12 protein-coding genes are annotated in these 17,687 nt (G+C 70.4%); 1 reads left to right on the top strand and 11 read right to left on the bottom strand.

What is annotated here, in order from left to right; translation table 11 throughout:
• Positions 1–65: 65 nt before the first annotated feature.
• The 3 genes from AOM05_RS14545 to AOM05_RS02800 form a co-directional block, all read right to left on the bottom strand.
• Positions 66–842 (bottom strand): DUF3566 domain-containing protein, encoded by a 777-nt coding sequence (locus tag AOM05_RS14545; RefSeq protein ID WP_228373184.1) that lies wholly within the window; start codon positions 840–842, stop codon positions 66–68.
• 239 nt (positions 843–1,081) lie between these two features.
• Positions 1,082–2,596: a catalase gene (locus tag AOM05_RS02805; protein WP_062519241.1), complete on the bottom strand. Its 1,515-nt coding sequence runs from the start codon at positions 2,594–2,596 to the stop codon at positions 1,082–1,084.
• A 29-nt stretch (positions 2,597–2,625) separates the two neighbouring features.
• Positions 2,626–3,078, bottom strand: coding sequence for a Fur family transcriptional regulator (locus tag AOM05_RS02800; protein ID WP_062519240.1), 453 nt, complete (start codon positions 3,076–3,078; stop codon positions 2,626–2,628).
• A 221-nt stretch (positions 3,079–3,299) separates the two neighbouring features.
• Between AOM05_RS02800 and AOM05_RS02795 the strand changes: the two genes are divergently transcribed.
• Positions 3,300–5,801 carry an FAD-dependent oxidoreductase gene (locus AOM05_RS02795; RefSeq protein WP_062519238.1) on the top strand — a complete coding sequence of 834 codons (2,502 nt, stop codon included), beginning with the start codon at positions 3,300–3,302 and terminating at the stop codon, positions 5,799–5,801.
• Between the two features lie 116 nt (positions 5,802–5,917).
• On the opposite strand, the gene AOM05_RS02790 is transcribed toward AOM05_RS02795, so the two are convergent.
• The 8 genes from AOM05_RS02790 to dnaA form a co-directional block, all read right to left on the bottom strand.
• Complete coding sequence (locus AOM05_RS02790; protein ID WP_156165004.1) at positions 5,918–6,424, bottom strand: hypothetical protein; 507 nt, start codon at positions 6,422–6,424, stop codon at positions 5,918–5,920.
• 44 nt (positions 6,425–6,468) lie between these two features.
• Positions 6,469–7,437, bottom strand: coding sequence for an alpha/beta hydrolase (locus tag AOM05_RS02785; protein ID WP_062519236.1), 969 nt, complete (start codon positions 7,435–7,437; stop codon positions 6,469–6,471).
• Between the two features lie 80 nt (positions 7,438–7,517).
• Positions 7,518–10,163, bottom strand: coding sequence for a DNA gyrase subunit A (gyrA, locus tag AOM05_RS02780; protein WP_082097204.1), 2,646 nt, complete (start codon positions 10,161–10,163; stop codon positions 7,518–7,520).
• 10 nt (positions 10,164–10,173) lie between these two features.
• A complete protein-coding gene (gyrB, locus tag AOM05_RS02775) occupies positions 10,174–12,237 on the bottom strand; it encodes a DNA topoisomerase (ATP-hydrolyzing) subunit B (RefSeq protein ID WP_082097203.1) in 2,064 nt (687 codons plus the stop codon).
• Positions 12,238–12,530: 293 nt separating this feature from the next.
• Positions 12,531–13,097 carry a DciA family protein gene (locus AOM05_RS02770; RefSeq protein WP_062519233.1) on the bottom strand — a complete coding sequence of 189 codons (567 nt, stop codon included), beginning with the start codon at positions 13,095–13,097 and terminating at the stop codon, positions 12,531–12,533.
• Entirely contained in the window at positions 13,090–14,214 is a 1,125-nt protein-coding gene (gene recF, locus AOM05_RS02765; protein ID WP_062519232.1) for a DNA replication/repair protein RecF, read from the bottom strand. The genes AOM05_RS02770 and recF overlap by 8 nt, the downstream gene beginning before the upstream one ends.
• Positions 14,214–15,341: a DNA polymerase III subunit beta gene (gene dnaN / locus AOM05_RS02760; protein WP_062519231.1), complete on the bottom strand. Its 1,128-nt coding sequence runs from the start codon at positions 15,339–15,341 to the stop codon at positions 14,214–14,216. Before dnaN ends, recF begins: the two co-directional genes overlap by 1 nt.
• Positions 15,342–16,253: 912 nt before the next feature.
• A complete protein-coding gene (gene dnaA, locus AOM05_RS02755) occupies positions 16,254–17,618 on the bottom strand; it encodes a chromosomal replication initiator protein DnaA (RefSeq protein ID WP_082097245.1) in 1,365 nt (454 codons plus the stop codon).
• Between the last annotated feature and the right edge of the window lie 69 nt (positions 17,619–17,687).

The following is a 17,687-nucleotide window of genomic DNA, read 5'->3' as shown; positions in this document are numbered from 1 at the left end:
TTAAACGATACCAAACCGCCGCCGTGGGACAAAATCGCGGCGGCGGGGTCCGTCTAGCAGGCCGTTCAGTCGTCGGTGAGGGTGACGTAGACGCCGCCCACCACCGAGGAGACCACGTTGTAGAGGAACGCGCCGATGGTCGCGAGCGCCGTCAGCAGCACCACGTTGACCACCGAGATGAGGATCGCCGCGCTCATGACCTTGTTGCGGTCGAAGAACTGCATGATGTCGACCTCGGAGTCCTGCGCGAACAGCTTCACGACCCACTCGTTGATGAGCGCGAACGTGCCCATGCCGTTGGCCACGTTCCACACCACGAACACCGCGACCACGAACATGATGCCGAGAGCGATCGACAGCAGGAAGCCGAGCTTGAGCGCCGACCACGGGTCGATCCGCGACAGCAGCACGCGCGCCTTGCGCGGGCCGCCCTTCGCGGTGGGGGTGCCCAGGTCATCGCCCGCCTTGAAGCTCTCGGCGGCGCGGCCGGCGAGCCCCTTGACCTTGGCGGCACCCGCACCGATCGCGGCGGTGCCGGCACCGACGGCGCCCTCGAGGCGCGACGGCTCGTCCGAGGCGGGCGCCGGGGCCGCGGGAGCGGCGGGTGCGCCGGTGGGCGAGAACGCCTGCGGCTGCTGCGTGGTCGGGATGCCCTCGGGCTGGGACTGCGGGCGCAGCGCGGTGCGCTGCGGGATGGACCCGGTGGTGGGAGCTGCCGGGGCGGCCGCGTTGTCGACCGGCATGAACGCCCGGCGCGCGGGGACCTGACCGGTGGTCGGCTCGGCGGCGCGCGGCGCGTAGAGGCCGCGGGCCGACGTGGTGGTGCGGTCGTCCGCGTTCATCAAGGCTCCCTGTCGTCAGACGCGCGCAAGGCGGTCCTGTCATCCACGCGTGGGTGCGCGGGCATCTACCCAAGGGTAACCGAGGCACGTCGGAAGGGCATTCCTCCTGGTGTCGCGCCGCGATTCGCGCCGGCGGGCGCCCGGGGCCCCGGCCGCACCCTGCCACGCCCTGCCACGCCGAGGGCCCGGCCACGCTCAGCGAGCGGGACCGGGCCCTCGGGTTCAGCTGAAGCGAGACCTCAGACGGTGACCGGCTCCACGCCGGTGCCCGGCTCGCCGGCCTCGACGGGCGCCTCGCCTGCGAGGTTGGCGCGCAGCTTCGCGCCGAGGCCCGCGTCGACGTTGGTCCAGTACTGGATGGCACGCTCGCGGATCTCGTCCGACTGCACCGCGCCCACGTGGCCCGTGATCTGCTCGAGGATGTGGGCCTTGCCCGCCTCGTCGAACACCTCGCGGTACATGGTGCCGGCCTGGCCGAAGTCGTCGTCCTCGGAGTGGAGCGAGGCGGCCGCGCGGACCAGCTCGCCGTCCGACTGCCAGTTGCCCGCGTCGCCCGCACGCTCGGCGTCGGCGTGGGCGCCGCCGTGCGAGTTGGGGGCGTAGACCGGGGTCGAGGGCGAGGCGAACGAGTAGCGCATCGCGCCGTCCTTCGCGTACGAGTGGCCGTTCGCGTCCGCGGCGTGCGGGGCGTTGACCGGAAGGTCGGCGTGGTTGGTGCCCACGCGGTAGCGGTGCGCGTCAGCGTAGGAGAAGATGCGCGCCATCAGCATCTTGTCGGGCGAGGCGCCGATGCCGGGCACGAAGTTCGACGGCGCGAACGTCGCCTGCTCGATCTGCGCGAAGTAGTTCTCGGGGTTCTTGTTGAGCTCCATGACGCCCACCGGGATCAGCGGGTAGTCGCCGTGCGGCCACACCTTGGTGAGGTCGAACGGGTTGAAGCGGTACGTCTTCGCGTCCTCGTACGGCATGACCTGCACGTACAGGTCCCAGCGCGGGAAGTCGCCGGCCTCGATGTGCTCGTAGAGGTCGCGGATGTGGTGGTCGCCGTCCGAGCCGGCGAGCTGGCCCGCCTCCTCGATGGTGAGGCCGTGCACGCCCTGCTGGGACTTGAAGTGGTACTTCACCCAGAAGCGCTCGCCCTCGGCGTTGATCCACTGGTAGGTGTGCGAGCCGTAGCCCTGCATCTCGCGCCACGAGCGGGGCAGGCCGCGCTCGCCCATGAGCCACGTCACCTGGTGAGCCGACTCCGGCTGCAGGGTCCAGAAGTCCCACTGCATGTCGTTGTCGCGCAGGTGCGAGCCGGGCAGGCGCTTCTGCGAGCGGATGAAGTCGGGGAACTTGATGCCGTCGCGGATGAAGAACACGGGCGTGTTGTTGCCCACGAGGTCGTAGTTGCCCTCGGTCGTGTAGAACTTCAGCGCGAAGCCGCGGGGGTCGCGCCACGTGTCGGGCGAGCCGTGCTCGCCGGCCACCGAGGAGAAGCGCGCGAGCATCTCGGTCTGCACGCCGTCCTGGAACAGCGCGGCGCGCGTGTACTTCGCGATGTCCGGGTTGGTGGTGGTGAACGTGCCGAACGCACCGCCGCCCTTGGCGTGCACCACTCGCTCCGGGACGCGCTCACGGTTGAACTGCGCGAGCTTCTCGACCAGGTAGTGGTCGGTCAGCGCGGTCACGCCGTTGTTGCCGACGGTCAGCGAGTGCTGGTCCGAGGCGACGGGGGCGCCGGCGTTGGTGGTGGTGAACTTCTCCGACATGGGAGCGCTCCTCTACTGGGATGGGACGTTCAGAGACGTGCGTGGGCAGGGGACGGCAGGGATTCCGCGGCCTGGCAGGCGCCGCAGAGGCCCCAGAAGGTAACCTCCGCTTCGGCGACGGCGAAGCCGTGGTCGTCGTCGGGGGTGAGGCACGGAGCCTCGCCCACGACGCAGTCGACGTCCGCGATCACGCCGCAGCGCGTGCAGACCAGGTGGTGATGGTTGTCGCCCACCCGCAGCTCGTAGCGGGCGGGGTGGTCGCCGGGCTCGATCGAGCGCGCGATCCCGCGACCGGTGAGGTCGTGGAGGACGTTGTAGACGGTCTGCAGCGACACGTCGGGCAGCCGGCGCGAGACCCGCGCGTGCACCGCGTCCGCCGAGGCGTGCGGCAGGCCCTCGAGCGCCTCGAGCACGGCGCGTCGCGGCTCGGTGACGCGCAGGCCCGCCTCGCGGAGCATGGCGGGCGCGTCGATCGATGTCATGAGTGCCAGCGTACGTCCTTCTTTTGATTCTTTCAAATCACCGGCGGGGGACGATGCGGCGGTCACCACCGCGCGAACGTGCCGCCACCTGTCCAACGAGCCCGCGCATCGTCCCGCTCCCCGGCGCCCGAGGGCGCCGAACCGGGACCAGATACCCCCAGGTGTGGATACCCCGGGGGATATCTTCGATGGCAGAAGCCAGATACCCCAGGAGGCATCTCATGAAGCTGGTCGTCATCGGCGGAGTCGCCGCAGGAGCATCCACCGCCGCACGCGCGCGGCGCCTCGACGAGTCCGCGGAGATCGTGGTGTTCGAGCGCGGTCACCACGTCTCGTTCGCGAACTGCGGGCTGCCGTACCACGTGGGCGAGGTGATCTCCGAGCGCTCCCGGCTGCTGCTGCAGACGCCGGAGAGCCTGCGCGAGTCGCTCGACATCGACGTGCGCATCGCGACCGAGGTGGTCGCGATCGACCGCGACGCCAAGCACGTGACCGTGCGCGAGGTCGACAACGGCCGCGAGTACACCGAGTCCTACGACAAGCTCGCGCTCTGCATGGGCGCCGAGGCCGTCCGCCCGCCGCTGCCCGGCATCGACCACCCCGCCGTGGAGGTGCTGCGCCGGATCGGCGACATGGACCGCATCAAGGCCCGCCTCGACGCGGCGATCGCCGCCCAGAAGGCCGGCCGTCGTGGCACCGTCACCGCCGTGGTGGTGGGCGCGGGCTACATCGGCCTCGAGATGGCGGAGAACCTCCACCACCGCGGCGTCCGCGTCGACGTGGTCGAGCTGTCCGACCAGATCCTGCCGCCCGTCGACCATGAGATCGCCACCCCCGTCGAGCAGCACCTGCGCATGCGGGGCATCGGGCTGCACCTGTCCACCGCCGCTGCCGCGTTCCAGCCGCTCGCCGACAAGGACGGCGACGGCCGCGTGAGCGTCGAGCTCAACTCGGGCACCGTCCTCAAGGCGGACCTGGTGATCCTCGCCGCGGGCGTGAGGCCCGCGGTCGACCTGGTGAAGTCCGCAGGCATCGAGCTGGGCGAGCGGGGCGGCATCAAGGTCGACACCCACATGCGCACCTCGGATCCGGACATCTACGCCGCAGGCGACGCCGTCGAGACCGCGCACCCGGTGCTCCCCGGCCACTACCTCGCGCCGCTCGCCGGCCCCGCGAACCGTCAGGCGCGCGTCGCCGCCGAGAACATGTGCGGCCGCGACACCGAGTACCGCTCGACCCAGGGCACCAGCATCGTCAAGGTGTTCGACATGGTCGCCGGCGGCACCGGCGCGACGTCGCGCCAGCTCGACGCCGCGGGCGTCGAATACCGCGTCGCGCACGTGCACCCGTCCGGCCACGCCGGCTACTACCCCGGCACCGCGATGATGCACATCAAGCTGCTGTTCTCCCCGACCGACGGCCGCGTGCTGGGCGCGCAGGCCTGCGGCTTCGACGGCGTGGACAAGCGCCTCGACGTGTTCGCGATGGCGGTGCGCGCGGGCCTCACCGTGTTCGACCTCGAGGAGCAGGAGCTCGCGTACGCGCCGCCGTTCGGCTCCGCGAAGGACCCCGTCAACATGGCCGGGTTCGTCGCCGCCAACACCATCCGCGGCGACTTCACCCTCTGGTACGCGGAGGAGTGGCCGCTGCCCGCCGGCGCGCGGCTCGTGGATGTCCGCACCCCCGAGGAGTACGGCATCCACCACCTGCCCGGCGCCGAGTCGGTGCCGCTCGCCACATTCCGCGAGGCGATCAAGGGATGGACCGACAAGGACCAGCCGATCCGCCTCTACTGCACCGTCGGCTTCCGCTCCTACCTCGCGCACCGGATCCTGGTCCAGCACTGCTTCACCGACGTCGCCACCCTGTCCGGCGGATCCACCACGTTCGGCCACGTCCACGACGACCCGGCCGACCAGTACGTGGCCCAGCCGCCGATGGAGAGCTACGCGGAGAAGGTCTCGGTCGCCTCGGCGGTGGCCGCCGCGACCGGCCAGGTCACCGAGCTCGACTGCACAGGCCTCGCATGCCCCGGCCCGATCATGCGCCTCGCGGACGCGATGAGGAAGGCGAACGCCGGCGACGAGCTCCGCGTCACCGTCTCCGACCCGGGCTTCGCGCTCGACGGTCCGGCGTGGGCCGCCAAGAACGGCCACACCCTGGTGAGCCTCGACCCCAAGGGGCCCGGTTTTGTCGGCACCTTCCGCAAGGGGGGCGTGGCGCCCGTGGCGACCGGCGCATCGTCCACCGGCAGGAACAAGACGTCGATGGTGGTCTTCTCGGGCGACCTCGACAAGGTGCTGGCGGCGTTCATCATCGCGAACGGCGCCGTCGCCATGGGCGACGAGGTGTCCATGTTCTTCACGTTCTGGGGCCTCAACGCGCTGCGCAAGACCGACCCGCCCAAGCGCGAGAAGAAGATGATGGACAAGATGTTCGGCGCGATGATGCCGCGCGGCGCGGAGAAGCTCACGCTGTCGCAGATGCACATGGCGGGCGCGGGCACCGCGATGATCAAGAACGTCATGAAGAAGAACGACGTGCAGAGCCTGCCCGAGCTCATCCGGTCGGCGCAGGAGGGCGGCGCCCGCCTGCTCGGCTGCACCATGACCATGGATCTGCTGGGCATGTCGCAGTCCGACCTGCTCGACGGGGTCGAGCTCGCCGGCGTCGCGACCTTCCTGGGCGAGGCCAACGAGAGCGGCACCACCCTGTTCATCTGATCTCCCGCCGCTGACAGCAGCAATGGATCTCGCCGGGACGATGCGGCGTGTCGGGGCCTCTGGCGGGTTCCGGCCGGGGTGTCCTCCCGGGTTCCGTTGCTGGTGTCAGGAGCGGTTCAACGAAGAGTGACCGTGAGCACCCCGTCGACCAGCTCCACGCGCGCCTCGCCCCCGGTGCGCGTCTGCACGAAGTACACGTCGCCGACGCGGTCGACGTCATCGAGGGTCTCGTAGTACGCCGCGAGCACCACCTCGGACAGGCCGACCGACGTCGGCACCCCGTCCGCGACCACCGCGCCGAAGGTGTCGACCGGCCAGGGAATGTCCCCCTGCGCGCCGTCCCCGGCCACGGTCAGCCATGTCGGGGGTGTCGGATAGGCGGTGAAGAAGTACGAGGCATCGGCGTCGGGCTCGGGCTCCTCCACCGTCGCGGTGAGCAGCGCCTCGCCTGCCGCAGCGGGACCGGTGACCAGGGCACCGGCCAACGCGATGGTGACGGTGGTGGCCATGGCCGCCGCCGCGAGACCCACCGCGTGCCACGGCTTCGCGGACCAGCGTAGGATCGCGGCCGCGGTGAGGGTGAGCGAGAGCAGCAGCCCCGTCAGCACGAACCCCGCGCCCATGATCACCCCCTGCTTGGGACGCTAGCAGGGGGTTCGCGACCCTGCTAGAGCACGGAGCCCAGGAACGCGCGAAGCGCGTCGAAGTAGCGGGTGCGCGGACCCTCGGCGCTCAGTGCGAGGTCGTGGATCGCGCCCTCGATCACCACGGGTTGCACGCGGTCGCCCAGCAGCGTCGCGACGCGCGCGGTCGCGGCGACGTCGACCACGGTGTCCTGGCTCGCGTGGAGCGGGTTGTCGAGGCGGTCGGGCCCGGTCGAGTCGGACGATGCGAGGAGGACGGGGACGCGGATGTGCAGCCCCGCGGCGGCCCGGCTCTGGGCGGCGCGGGTCGCGGCGAGCCAGCCGGCGGTCGCACCCACGCCCTCGGGGCTCTTCCATGCGACGTCGAACACCCAGCCGCGCTGCAGCAGGCCCGCGGTGTACGGGGAGCGCGCCGGATCCATCACCGTGCCGGGCGTGAAGCGCGCGACCGTCGGCATCGCGCGCATGAGCGCCCGCCGCGGCGCGGTCAGCGCGAGCCCGAAGAACGGGCCGTCGAGCACCAGCGCGGCGAGGGCCGGATCGGGACGGTCGCTGGCCCACACCGCCGCGGCGAGGGCACCCGTCGAATGCGCGTGGACCACCACGGCGAGGTCGCCGAGGCCCCTGGCTAGCGCATCGTCCCGCGCGGCGGCCGTGGCGTCGGCGATGTCGTCGCCGAGCTCGTCGATGTGCGCGATGTGATGCGGCTGGTTGCCCGGCTGCAGCGACCGGCCCGCGCGACGCATGTCGACGGCGTAGACCACGCATCCCGCCGCGGCGAGCTCGTCGGAGAGGTGGGTGGCGAAGAAGTAGTCGTTGTAACCGTGCACGATCACGGCGACGGCGCGCGGGCGCTCCGGCGTCGCGGCGCGACGGATCAGCGTGCGGGTGAGGGGACCGTCGGCCTTGCCGGACGGCGCGACCGCGGGAGCGCCCAGGTCCGCCGCCTCGTAGCCGTCGAGGATGTCGGGCCGCCACGTCAACGTGCTCATCACCCGAGGATAGGCGGCGGATGGCTCCGGGAACGCAGGAAGGGCCGGTCGCGCGTGCGACCGGCCCTTCCTCGCATGGATCACTCCGCGGCGGGAGCCTCCGGCGCCTCGGCCTCGACGGCGGGCTCGACCCCGGCCTCGGCGGCCTCCGCGTCCTCGCCCTCGAGGGGCTCGTCGACGTCGAGGTTGCGCTCGACGTTGCGGGCGATGCCGATGATGCGGTCGCCCTTCGCCGGCTTGGCGAAGATCACGCCCATCGAGTTCTTGCCCTTGACGGGGACCTCGGCGACGGCGGAGCGGACCACCTTGCCGGACTCCATGATGACCAGGACCTCATCGGTGTCCTCGACCAGCATGGCGCCCACCAGGTCGCCGCGCTCCTCGGTGAGGGTCGCGACCTTCACACCCAGGCCGCCGCGGTGCTTCGGGCTCCACGCGGACGCGCTGGTGCGCTTGGCGTAGCCGTGCCGGGTGACCACGAAGGAGAACGGGCCGTCCGCGACGGCGACCTCCTCCTCGGCGCCCTCGGCGTCCGACTCGACCTCCGCATCGTCCCCCGCGACCGCGGTGCCGGCGAGGATGACGTCCATCGCCAGCAGCTCGTCGTCGCCGCGGAAGCTCATGCCCTTGACGCCCGACGTGGCGCGACCCATGGGGCGCAGCTCCTCGTCCTTCGCGTTGAAGCGGAGCGACTGACCCTGGCGGGAGACCAGCATGAGGTCGTCCTCGGCGGAGACCAGGCGGGCGGAGACCAGCTCGTCGGCCTTGAGCTCGCCGTCCTCGGACTCGACCTCGCGCAGGTTGATCGCGATGAGGCCGCCGGTGCGGTTCGAGTCGTAGGCCTTCAGCTCGGTCTTCTTCACCAGGCCGCGCTTGGTGGCGAGCACCAGGTAGCCGGCGTCCTCGTAGCTGCGCAGGTCCAGCACCTGGGCGATCTCCTCGCCCGGCTGGAACGCGAGCATGTTCGCGACGTGCTGGCCCTTGGAGTCGCGGCCGCCCTCGGGCAGCTCGTACGCCTTGGCGCGGTAGACGCGACCGAGGTTGGTGAAGAACAGCAGCCAGTGGTGCGTGGTGGTCACGAAGAAGTGCTCCACCACGTCGTCGTTGCGCAGGGTCGCGCCGCGCACGCCCTTGCCGCCGCGCTTCTGGGCGCGGTACTGGTCGGAGCGGGTGCGCTTGACGTAGCCGCCGCGGGTGATGGTGACCACCATCTCCTCCTCGGCGATGAGGTCCTCGATCGAGACGTCGCCCTCGTACGGGTGGATGACCGTGCGACGGTCGTCCCCGTACTTGCGGACGATCTCGGCGAGCTCCTCCGAGATGATGGTGCGCTGGCGCTGCTCGTTGGCGAGGATGTCGCGCAGGTCGGTGATCTCGACCATGAGGGCGTTGTAGTCGTCCGTGATCTTCTGACGCTCCAGGGCCGCGAGGCGGCGCAGCTGGAGGTTGAGGATCGCGGTCGCCTGGACCTCATCGACGTCGAGCAGCTCCATGAGGCCCACGCGCGCCTCGTCCGCCGACGGGGAGCGGCGGATGAGCGCGATGACCTCGTCGAGCGCGTCGAGCGCCTTGAGGTAACCCTGCAAGATGTGCGCCTCGCGCTCCGCCTCGCGCAGGCGGTAGGCGGTGCGGCGCTGGATGACCTCGAGCTGGTGGGTGGTCCAGTGGCGGATGAACCCGTCGAGCGAGAGGGTGCGCGGCACGCCGTCGACGATCGCGAGCATGTTCGCGCCGAACGTCTCCTGCAGCTGCGTGTGCTTGTACAGGTTGTTGAGGACCACCTTGGCGACCGCGTCGCGCTTGAGCACGATCTCGAGGCGCTGACCGGTGCGGCCCGACGTCTGGTCGCGGATGTCGGCGATCCCGGAGACCTTGCCGTCCTTGACCAGGTCCGCGATCTTGATCGCCAGGTTGTCGGGGTTCACCTGGTACGGCAGCTCGGTGATCACCAGGCACATGCGGCCCTGGATCTCCTCGATGTTCACCACCGCGCGCATGGTGATGAGGCCGCGGCCGGTGCGGTACGCGTCCTCGATGCCCTTGCGGCCCAGGATGGTCGCGCCGGTGGGGAAGTCGGGACCCGGGATGCGCGCGATGAGCGCCTCGAGCAGCTCCTCGCGGCTCGCGTCCGGGTGGTCGAGATGCCACTGCACGCCCTCGGCGAGCTCGCGGAGGTTGTGCGGCGGGATGTTGGTCGCCATGCCGACCGCGATGCCGGCGGAGCCGTTCGCGAGCAGGTTGGGGAACCGCGCGGGCAGGATGGTGGGCTCCTGCTCGCGGCCGTCGTAGTTGTCCTCGAACTCGACGGTGTCCTTGTCGATGTCGCGGACCATCTCCATGGCCAGCGGCGCCATCTTGCACTCGGTGTACCGCGAGGCCGCGGCGCCGTCGTTGCCCGCGGAGCCGAAGTTGCCCTGGCCCGCGATCAGCGGGTAGCGCAGCGACCACGGCTGGACCATGCGGACGATCGCGTCGTAGATGGCCGAGTCGCCGTGCGGGTGGTACTTGCCCATGACGTCGCCGACCACGCGCGAGCACTTCGAGAACGCGCGGTCGGGGCGGTAGCCGCCGTCGAACATCGCGTAGAGCACGCGACGATGCACGGGCTTGAGCCCGTCGCGGACGTCCGGGAGGGCGCGGCCCACGATGACCGACATCGCGTAGTCCAGGTAGGACCGCTGCATCTCGGTGTTGAGGTCGACCGCCTCGATGCGGCCGTGATCCATCTCGGGGGTCTCAGATGTCAAGGAACCTCACGTCCTTCGCGTTGCGCTGGATGAAGCTGCGGCGGGACTCGACGTCCTCGCCCATCAGGACCGAGAAGATCTCGTCGGCCTGCGCGGCGTCGTCCATGGTGACCTGGAGCAGGGTGCGGGTCGCGGGGTCCATGGTGGTGACCCGCAGCTCCTCGTGGTTCATCTCGCCCAGACCCTTGTAGCGCTGCACCCCGTTGTCCTTGGGGATGCGCTTTCCGTTGGCGAGGCCGTCCTTGAGGACCGCGTCACGCTCGCGGTCCGAGTACACGTACTCGTGGTCCGCGTTGGTCCACTTGATCTTGAACAGCGGCGGCTGCGCCAGGTAGACGTAGCCGGCCTCGATCAGGGGACGCATGTAGCGGAACAGCAGGGTGAGCAGCAGGGTGCGGATGTGCTGGCCGTCGACGTCGGCATCGGCCATCAGCACGATCTTGTGATAGCGCGCCTTCGAGATGTCGAAGTCCTCGCCCATGCCCGCGCCGAACGCGGTGATGAGGCCCTGGACCTCCTGGTTCGACAGCGCGCGGTCGAGGCGCACGCGCTCGACGTTGAGGATCTTGCCGCGGATGGGCATGATCGCCTGGTTGTACGGCTCGCGGCCGGCCTTCGCGGAGCCGCCGGCGGAGTCGCCCTCGACGATGAAGATCTCGCACTCGGACGGGTTGCGGCTCTGGCAGTCCGACAGCTTGCCGGGCATGCCGCCCGACTCGAGCAGGCCCTTGCGGCGGGTCGCCTCGCGCGCCTTGCGGGCGGCGATGCGCGCCTGCGACGCCTGCAGCGCCTTGCGGATGATGTCCTTCGCCTCGTTCGGGTGGGCGTCGAACCAGTCCGTGAGCTGCTCGTTGACCACGCGCTGCACGAAGGTCTTGGCCTCGGTGTTGCCCAGCTTGGTCTTGGTCTGGCCCTCGAACTGCGGCTCGCCCAGCTTGACCGAGATGACCGCGGTGAGGCCCTCGCGGACGTCGTCGCCCGTGAGGTTGTCGTCCTTGTCCTTGAGGATGGCCTTCTCGCGGGCGTACTTGTTCACCAGCGTGGTGAGCGCCGCACGGAAGCCCTCCTCGTGGGTGCCGCCCTCGGTGGTGGAGATGGTGTTCGCGTAGGTGAAGACGCCCTCGGAGTACGCGGACGTCCACTGCATCGCCATCTCGAGCGAGATCTTCTTCTCGGTGTCCTCGGACTCGAGGGAGATCACCTCGGGGTGGACCAGCTCCGCCTTCTTGGCGGCGTTGAGGTGCGCGACGTAGTCGACCAGGCCGCCGCCGTACTTGTACGTCACGGCCCGGGACGTCGGCTGCTCCTCGGCCTCCGCATCGTCCTCCGCCGCGATGTGCTCGGGACGCTCGTCGATCAGGGTGATCGACAGGCCCTTGTTGAGGAACGCCATCTGCTGGAAGCGGGCGCGCAGCGTCTCGTAGTCGTACTCGGTGGTCTCGAAGATCAGCGGGTCGGCCCAGAAGGTCTGCTGCGTGCCGGTGTCCTCGGTGGCCTCGCCCTTGACGAGCGTGCCCTGCGGCTTGCCACCCTCGGCGAACTGCTGGCGCCACACGTGACCCTGGCGGCGGACCTCGGTCTCGACCTTGTAGGACAGCGCGTTGACCACGGAGATGCCGACGCCGTGGAGGCCGCCGGAGACCGCGTAGCCGCCGCCGCCGAACTTGCCGCCCGCGTGCAGGATGGTCATGACGACCTCGACGGTGGGCTTCTTCTCGGTCGGGTGCATGTCGACCGGGATGCCGCGGCCGTTGTCCTGCACCTTGACGCCGCCGTCGGCCTGCAGCGTCACCGTGATGGTGTCGCAGTAGCCGGCGAGCGCCTCGTCGACCGAGTTGTCGACCACCTCGTACACCAGGTGGTGGAGACCGCGCTCACCCGTCGACCCGATGTACATGCCCGGGCGCTTGCGGACGGCCTCGAGGCCCTCCAGGACGGTGATGTTCTCGGCGCCGTAGGCGGGCTCAGTCGCCCGCTCCTCGCTATTCGCCACAGATTCGCCTTTCAAGCCGATGTCGAGACTTTGCACAAGTCCCGACCTATCTCGGCCCATTCTAGTGGCCCTGAGGGGCGGTCAGGCGCGACTCACAGGCCTTTCAGCAGAAGTCGAGGACCCGGTTTGAAGGCGTCAGGCGGGATCGCGCCGCCGGAGCGTCCCCCTCGGCTCTCCAGCGGCGCGACCTGCGGGCACCGAAGGCGCCCCCAGCACGCCTCCGGCCCCGTCGCCGCGATAAGGGTAGGCGAGTTCTGGCATGTGGTGTCACTTCTAGGGGTGTGCGCTTTGTCACACCATGTCCGTTTCGCGACCGCGCCGGGACGATGCGCGGGCCGGGTGGCCTGTCCGGGTCACCCGTACGTGTCGCGGGGTCCGCGCCCCTTGACCGACCGAGGACCCTTGGTCCACGACCGTGCGGTGGGACCCAGCACTCGCAGCTCCGTGACGATCTCGCGCCCGAACTCCTCGTTGATGCGGTGGCGGATCTGGCCGGACATCATCTGCAGCTGCGTCGCCCAGGCCGTCGAGCTCGCCTTGACCGTGAGGATGCCCTCCTCGAAGCCCAGCGGCTCGCAGTGATCCGCGATGCGGTCCCCGATCACCTCGCGCCAGCGGCCGGTGACGGAGGAGACCTCGATCTGCTCGGTCCATCCCATGCGCCTCAGGAGGGAGGCGACGGCGTCCCCCATGGGCTGGGGGTCGCGGCCGTTCGTGTACGGCTGGGTCGCGCGCCGCGCCTCCTCGCGCTGCTTGCGTCCGCGCTTCGCGCTCGAGCGGGTCGCGCCGCGCTGCCGGGCGGCCTGCCGCGCGCGCTCCATCGCCTCGCGCGCGAGGCGGGCGGCGTCGCCGGGGACCAGCGGGTCCTGGCCGTCCGCGCCCTCGCCGGCGAACGCATCGTCCCTGGTAGCGTCACTCATCGCCCACCCGGCCCTTGGTCACGGGGATCACGCGGCCCGCGAGGGCCGCCGGTACGTCCTCCGCGACGGCCGCGGTGATGAGGACCTGGCTCGCGCGCTCGAGCCGCGCCGCGAGGGCGGCGCGACGGCCCTGGTCGAGCTCGGCGAAGACGTCGTCGAGGATGAGCACCGGCTCACCGTCGGCGTCGGAATCGGGGCCGGCCTCCGAGGTGAGGAGGTCGTAGGTGCCCACACGCAGCGCGAGGGCGCACGACCACGACTCTCCGTGGCTCGCGTAGCCCTTCGCGGGCATGCCGCCCAGGGTGATCTCGAGGTCGTCGCGATGCGGTCCCGCGAGGGTGACGCCGCGGTCCAGCTCCTTGGGACGCACCTCGCGCAGGCGCGCGAGCAACAGCTCGCCCAACGCCGCGGCATCTTGCGGAAGGTCCTCTGCCAGGGATGTCGCGTACGCGATGGCGCAGTCGCCGCCGTCGGGCGCGACGTCCTGGTAGGCCGCGGCGACATGCGGCGCGAGCGCGCCGACTGCACGCAGGCGCGCGGCGATGATCCGCCCGCCGAGCTCCGCGAGCTTCTCGTCCCAGATGTCGAGCATGGTGAGGTCGCCCCGAGCGTTCCTCGAGGTCTTCAGCATGGAGGTGCGCTGGCGGAGCACCCGCTCGTAGTCGCCCAGGTCGCCGACGAGCGCGGGCTGGAGCGCGACGCACAGCTCGTCGAGGAATCCGCGGCGCCCGGACGGGTCGCCCTTCACCAGCGAGAGGTCCTCCGGAGCGAACAGCACCGTGCGGAGGATCCCGATCAGGTCGCGGGGGCGTGCGACGCCGCGGTTGAGACGCGCCGTGTTCGCGCGACCCTGGTGGAGCGTCACCTCGAGACCCAGCGACCGGCCGGCCTTCTCGACCTTCGCGCGGACCACGGCGCGCTCGGCGCCGAACCGGATCAGCGGCGCATCCGTCGCGACCCGGTGCGAGCCGAGCACCGAGAGGTAGCGGATCGCCTCGACCAGGTTGGTCTTGCCCTGCCCGTTGCGGCCGACGAACGTGGTGACGCCCGGTCCGAGCTCGACGTCTGCCTCGGGGTACGAGCGGAAGTCGGCGAGCTGGACGTGGGTGACGCGCACTACGAGGCGATGCGGATGGGCACCAGCAGGTAGCGGAAGGCCGCGGCGACCTCGCCGCCCGGCTCGGAGAGCCCGACGAACTCGACCGGCTTGGTCTCCTGCGTGAAGCCGAGCTGCACGAAGTCCGTGCCGAGGGCCGTCAGGCCGTCGAGCAGGTACTGCGGGTTGAACGCGACCGTGATCGGGTCCCCGTGCAGGTGCGCGGTGAGCGCCTCCGACGCCTGAGCGTCGTCCGACTGGCCCGCGTCGAGCGTGACCTCGCCGTCCGCGAAGGCGAGCCGCACGGACGAGTTGCGCTCGGCGACCAGCGCGACGCGGCGGGTCGCGTCGATCAGGTCCTGCGTGCGGACGGTCGCGGTGATGGGGCTCGACTCCGGGAACAGGCGGCGCACCTGCGGGTAGTCGCCGTCCATGAGCAGCGAGGTGGTGACCAGGCCACCGGCCTCGAAGCCGATGAGGTCCATGCCCTGACCCGAGCTGAGGGCGACGGTGACGTCGCCCGCACCCAGGGACTTCGCGGTGTCGGAGAGCGTCTTGGCGCGGACGAGCGCGACCGCGCTGATGTCCGGCTGCGACGGGTTCCACTCGAGCTCGCGCAGCGACAGGCGGTAGCGGTCCGTCGCGAGCAGCGAGATGTGGGAGCCCTCGATCTCGACGCGGACGCCGGTGAGGATCGGCAGGGTCTCGTCACGCGACGCCGCGGACGTGACCTGGGCGACGGCCTGCTGCAGGGTGGCGCCGTCGATGGTGCCCGAGTGCTCGGGGAGCTCGGGCAGCGCCGGGTACTGGTCCACCGGCATGGTGGCGAGCGTGAAGCGGGACGCGCCGCACGTGACGGAGACCTTGGTGCCCTCGAGCGACAGCTGCACCGGCTTGTGCGGCAGCGCGTTCGCGATCTCGCGGAGGAGCCGGCCGCTCACGAGCACCTCGCCGGCCTGCTCGACGTCCGCGGGGAACTCGCCGCGGGCGGAGACCTCGTAGTCGAAGCTGGCGAGACGCACCAGGCCCTCGGTGTCCGCGGTGATGCGGACGCCCGCGAGGACGGGGACCGGGGGGCGTGCCGGCACGGCACGCGACGTCCATGCGACGGCGTCTGCCAGGACGTCGCGCTCGACGGTGAACTTCATGCTTGCTCCTCAGGTGTCGAGCACAGACTATGCCACGGGTCCGACCTCGTCGGTAGGCGGATCGGGGCGCCGGGAGCCGGTCGGGGCGCGCGGCGTGATGAAGGTCGTGTGGACAACCTCAAGAAGATGGGCTCGTAGTCGTATTAGGGCCCGTGGATTCTGTGGATTCTTGTCATTCGCGCTGGAAATGACAGGAATCGGGCTGTGAGCGGGCTGGGGGCGACGCGCGGGATCCCTGTGATTCGTCCCGGGACGGCGCCGACCTCGACCACAGCTCGTCCCCGTTTCTTCACAATGCGTCCCCTGTGGACGGAGCACGCCATCCACGGGCGTCCACAGACTTTTCCACAATTGTGAGCGAACGGGGCTGTGAGGGCTTCTGGGCGCAGGATTCGGCCGATCATCGGCGTGTCGGCGGCGCGTGTCGGGACGATGCGCCGGCCAGGATGGCGCGTGACGCACGTTTCGCACCCTTCCGGCGGGCCGTGCCCGCCTCCGTCCCGGAGCGGTGCGATTCCTTCGCCAGGACGGCACAGGACGGGCGGCGAGGCGTGGGCGGCCCCGCGAGGACCATGCGCGGCGCTGCCGTGGGCCGCCGCCAGGACGCCTCCTGACGAAGGAATCGGCCCCTTTCCGGGGTCCGGACCCCTCGAGGCCGGGGAACGGCCCCAATCGTTCTCCAGGGAGGCTCAGGGCGGCAGGCGGCTCGAGGCCTCCACCGGGGTGCCTCGACGGCGTGGGCCCTGTGAGGGCTACGTGAGCACCGCGAACGCCGCGCGGCGCCCGAGGCGACCCGTGCGCGGCGGCGACCGCCGCATCGTCCCCTCGCAAGGGAAGGCCGCTCAGACGACGATTCGGCCCCTCCCGCGCCGGTGGGGCTCGGAAGGGGCCGAATCGTTCGTCAGGACGGTCTCAGGCGCGCGACTGCTTGATGCGCGCGTGGATCTCGTTGACCTGGTTGTACATCTGGCGGCGCTGCGCGATCTGGTCCTCGACCTTCTTGACCGCGTACATGACCGTGGTGTGGTCCTTGCCGCCGAAGTGCTCGCCGATCTTGGGCAGCGACAGGTCCGTGAGCTGCCGGCACAGGTACATCGCGATCTGGCGCGCGGTCACGAACACGCGCGAGCGGCTGGTGCCCGTGAGGTCCTCGATCGAGATGCCGAAGTACTCGGCCGTCTTGCCGATGATCGAGGCGGCGGTGATCTCCGAGTCGTCGTCGGAGATGAGGTCCTTGAGCACCACCTGCGCGAGGGAGAGGTCGACGGGCTGGCGGTTGAGCGCCGCGAAGGCCGTGACGCGGATGAGCGCGCCCTCGAGCTCGCGGATGTTGCTCGTGATGTTCGAGGCGATGTACTCGAGCACGTCCGACGGGGCGTTGACCGCGTCCGCGGCCGCCTTCTTGCGAAGGATCGCGACGCGGGTCTCGAGGTCGGGCGGCTGGACGTCCGTCATGAGGCCCCACTCGAAGCGGGTCCGCATGCGCTCCTCGATGCCGTCGAGGTAGCGGGGGCTCACATCGGAGGTGATGACCACGTGCTTGCCGGCGTTGTGCAGCGCGTTGAAGGTGTGGAAGAACTCCTCGAGCGTCTGCTCCTTGCCCTGCAGGAACTGGATGTCGTCGATGAGGAGGACGTCGACCTCGCGGTAGGTGCGCTTGAAGCTGAGCGACCGGTCATCACGGATCGAGTTGATGAAGTCGTTGGTGAACTCCTCGGAGTTCACGTAGCGCACGCGCGTCTGCGGCTTGAGGTGGCGCGTGTAGTGGCCGATCGCGTGCAGCAGGTGCGTCTTGCCCAGCCCGGAGCCGCCGTAGATGAACAGCGGGTTGTACGTCTTACCAGGCGATTCGGCGACCGCGAGGGCCGCGGCGTGCGCGAACCTGTTCGAGGGGCCGATGACGAAGGTGTCGAACGTGTAGCGCGGGTTGAGGTGCGGGTCCTCGACCACGGGCTTCGGCTCGGGCTGCGGCCGGCGCATCGACGGGCGCGGCGTCTCCTCGGCGGACTCATCCGTGGGCTCGGGCGGCGAGACCGACGCGTCCACGGTGACCGCGATGCGGACATCGCGTCCGAGCACCTCGCTGAGGGCCTCCGTGACGGATCCGCGGAGCGTGGTCTCGACGTAGTTCTTGGTGAAGTCCTCGGCGACGGCGAGGAACACGTTGTCCTCGACCACCGCGAGCGGCTTGACGAGCCGGAGGAACGAGCGGTTCTGCGCGCTCAGCGCTCCGTCATCGGCAAGGACGTCGAGGGCGGATCGCCACACTGCGTCGATAGACTCCGAGGCAGGCTCTGCCGCCACTGGCCGTCACCCCCAAGTAGTTTCCACAGCGTTTCTCACAGT

Origin of the sequence: Demequina silvatica, from assembly GCF_000971215.1 — a bacterium.
GTDB lineage: Bacteria > Actinomycetota > Actinomycetes > Actinomycetales > Demequinaceae > Demequina > Demequina silvatica.
Note: the sequence above shows the minus strand (reverse complement) of the source record. Positions and strands in the feature narration are given on the sequence as shown.

Coding starts and splice junctions, on each gene's coding strand:
- AOM05_RS02790 (WP_156165004.1), bottom strand. CDS start 6,424: ATGGGCGCGGGGTTCGTGCTGACGGGGCTGCTGCTCTCGCTCACCCTC.
- AOM05_RS14545 (WP_228373184.1), bottom strand. CDS start 842: ATGAACGCGGACGACCGCACCACCACGTCGGCCCGCGGCCTCTACGCG.
- AOM05_RS02770 (WP_062519233.1), bottom strand. CDS start 13,097: ATGAGTGACGCTACCAGGGACGATGCGTTCGCCGGCGAGGGCGCGGAC.
- dnaN (WP_062519231.1), bottom strand. CDS start 15,341: ATGAAGTTCACCGTCGAGCGCGACGTCCTGGCAGACGCCGTCGCATGG.
- AOM05_RS02800 (WP_062519240.1), bottom strand. CDS start 3,078: ATGACATCGATCGACGCGCCCGCCATGCTCCGCGAGGCGGGCCTGCGC.
- AOM05_RS02795 (WP_062519238.1), top strand. CDS start 3,300: ATGAAGCTGGTCGTCATCGGCGGAGTCGCCGCAGGAGCATCCACCGCC.
- gyrA (WP_082097204.1), bottom strand. CDS start 10,163: ATGGATCACGGCCGCATCGAGGCGGTCGACCTCAACACCGAGATGCAG.
- AOM05_RS02785 (WP_062519236.1), bottom strand. CDS start 7,437: ATGAGCACGTTGACGTGGCGGCCCGACATCCTCGACGGCTACGAGGCG.
- AOM05_RS02805 (WP_062519241.1), bottom strand. CDS start 2,596: ATGTCGGAGAAGTTCACCACCACCAACGCCGGCGCCCCCGTCGCCTCG.
- gyrB (WP_082097203.1), bottom strand. CDS start 12,237: ATGGGCCGAGATAGGTCGGGACTTGTGCAAAGTCTCGACATCGGCTTG.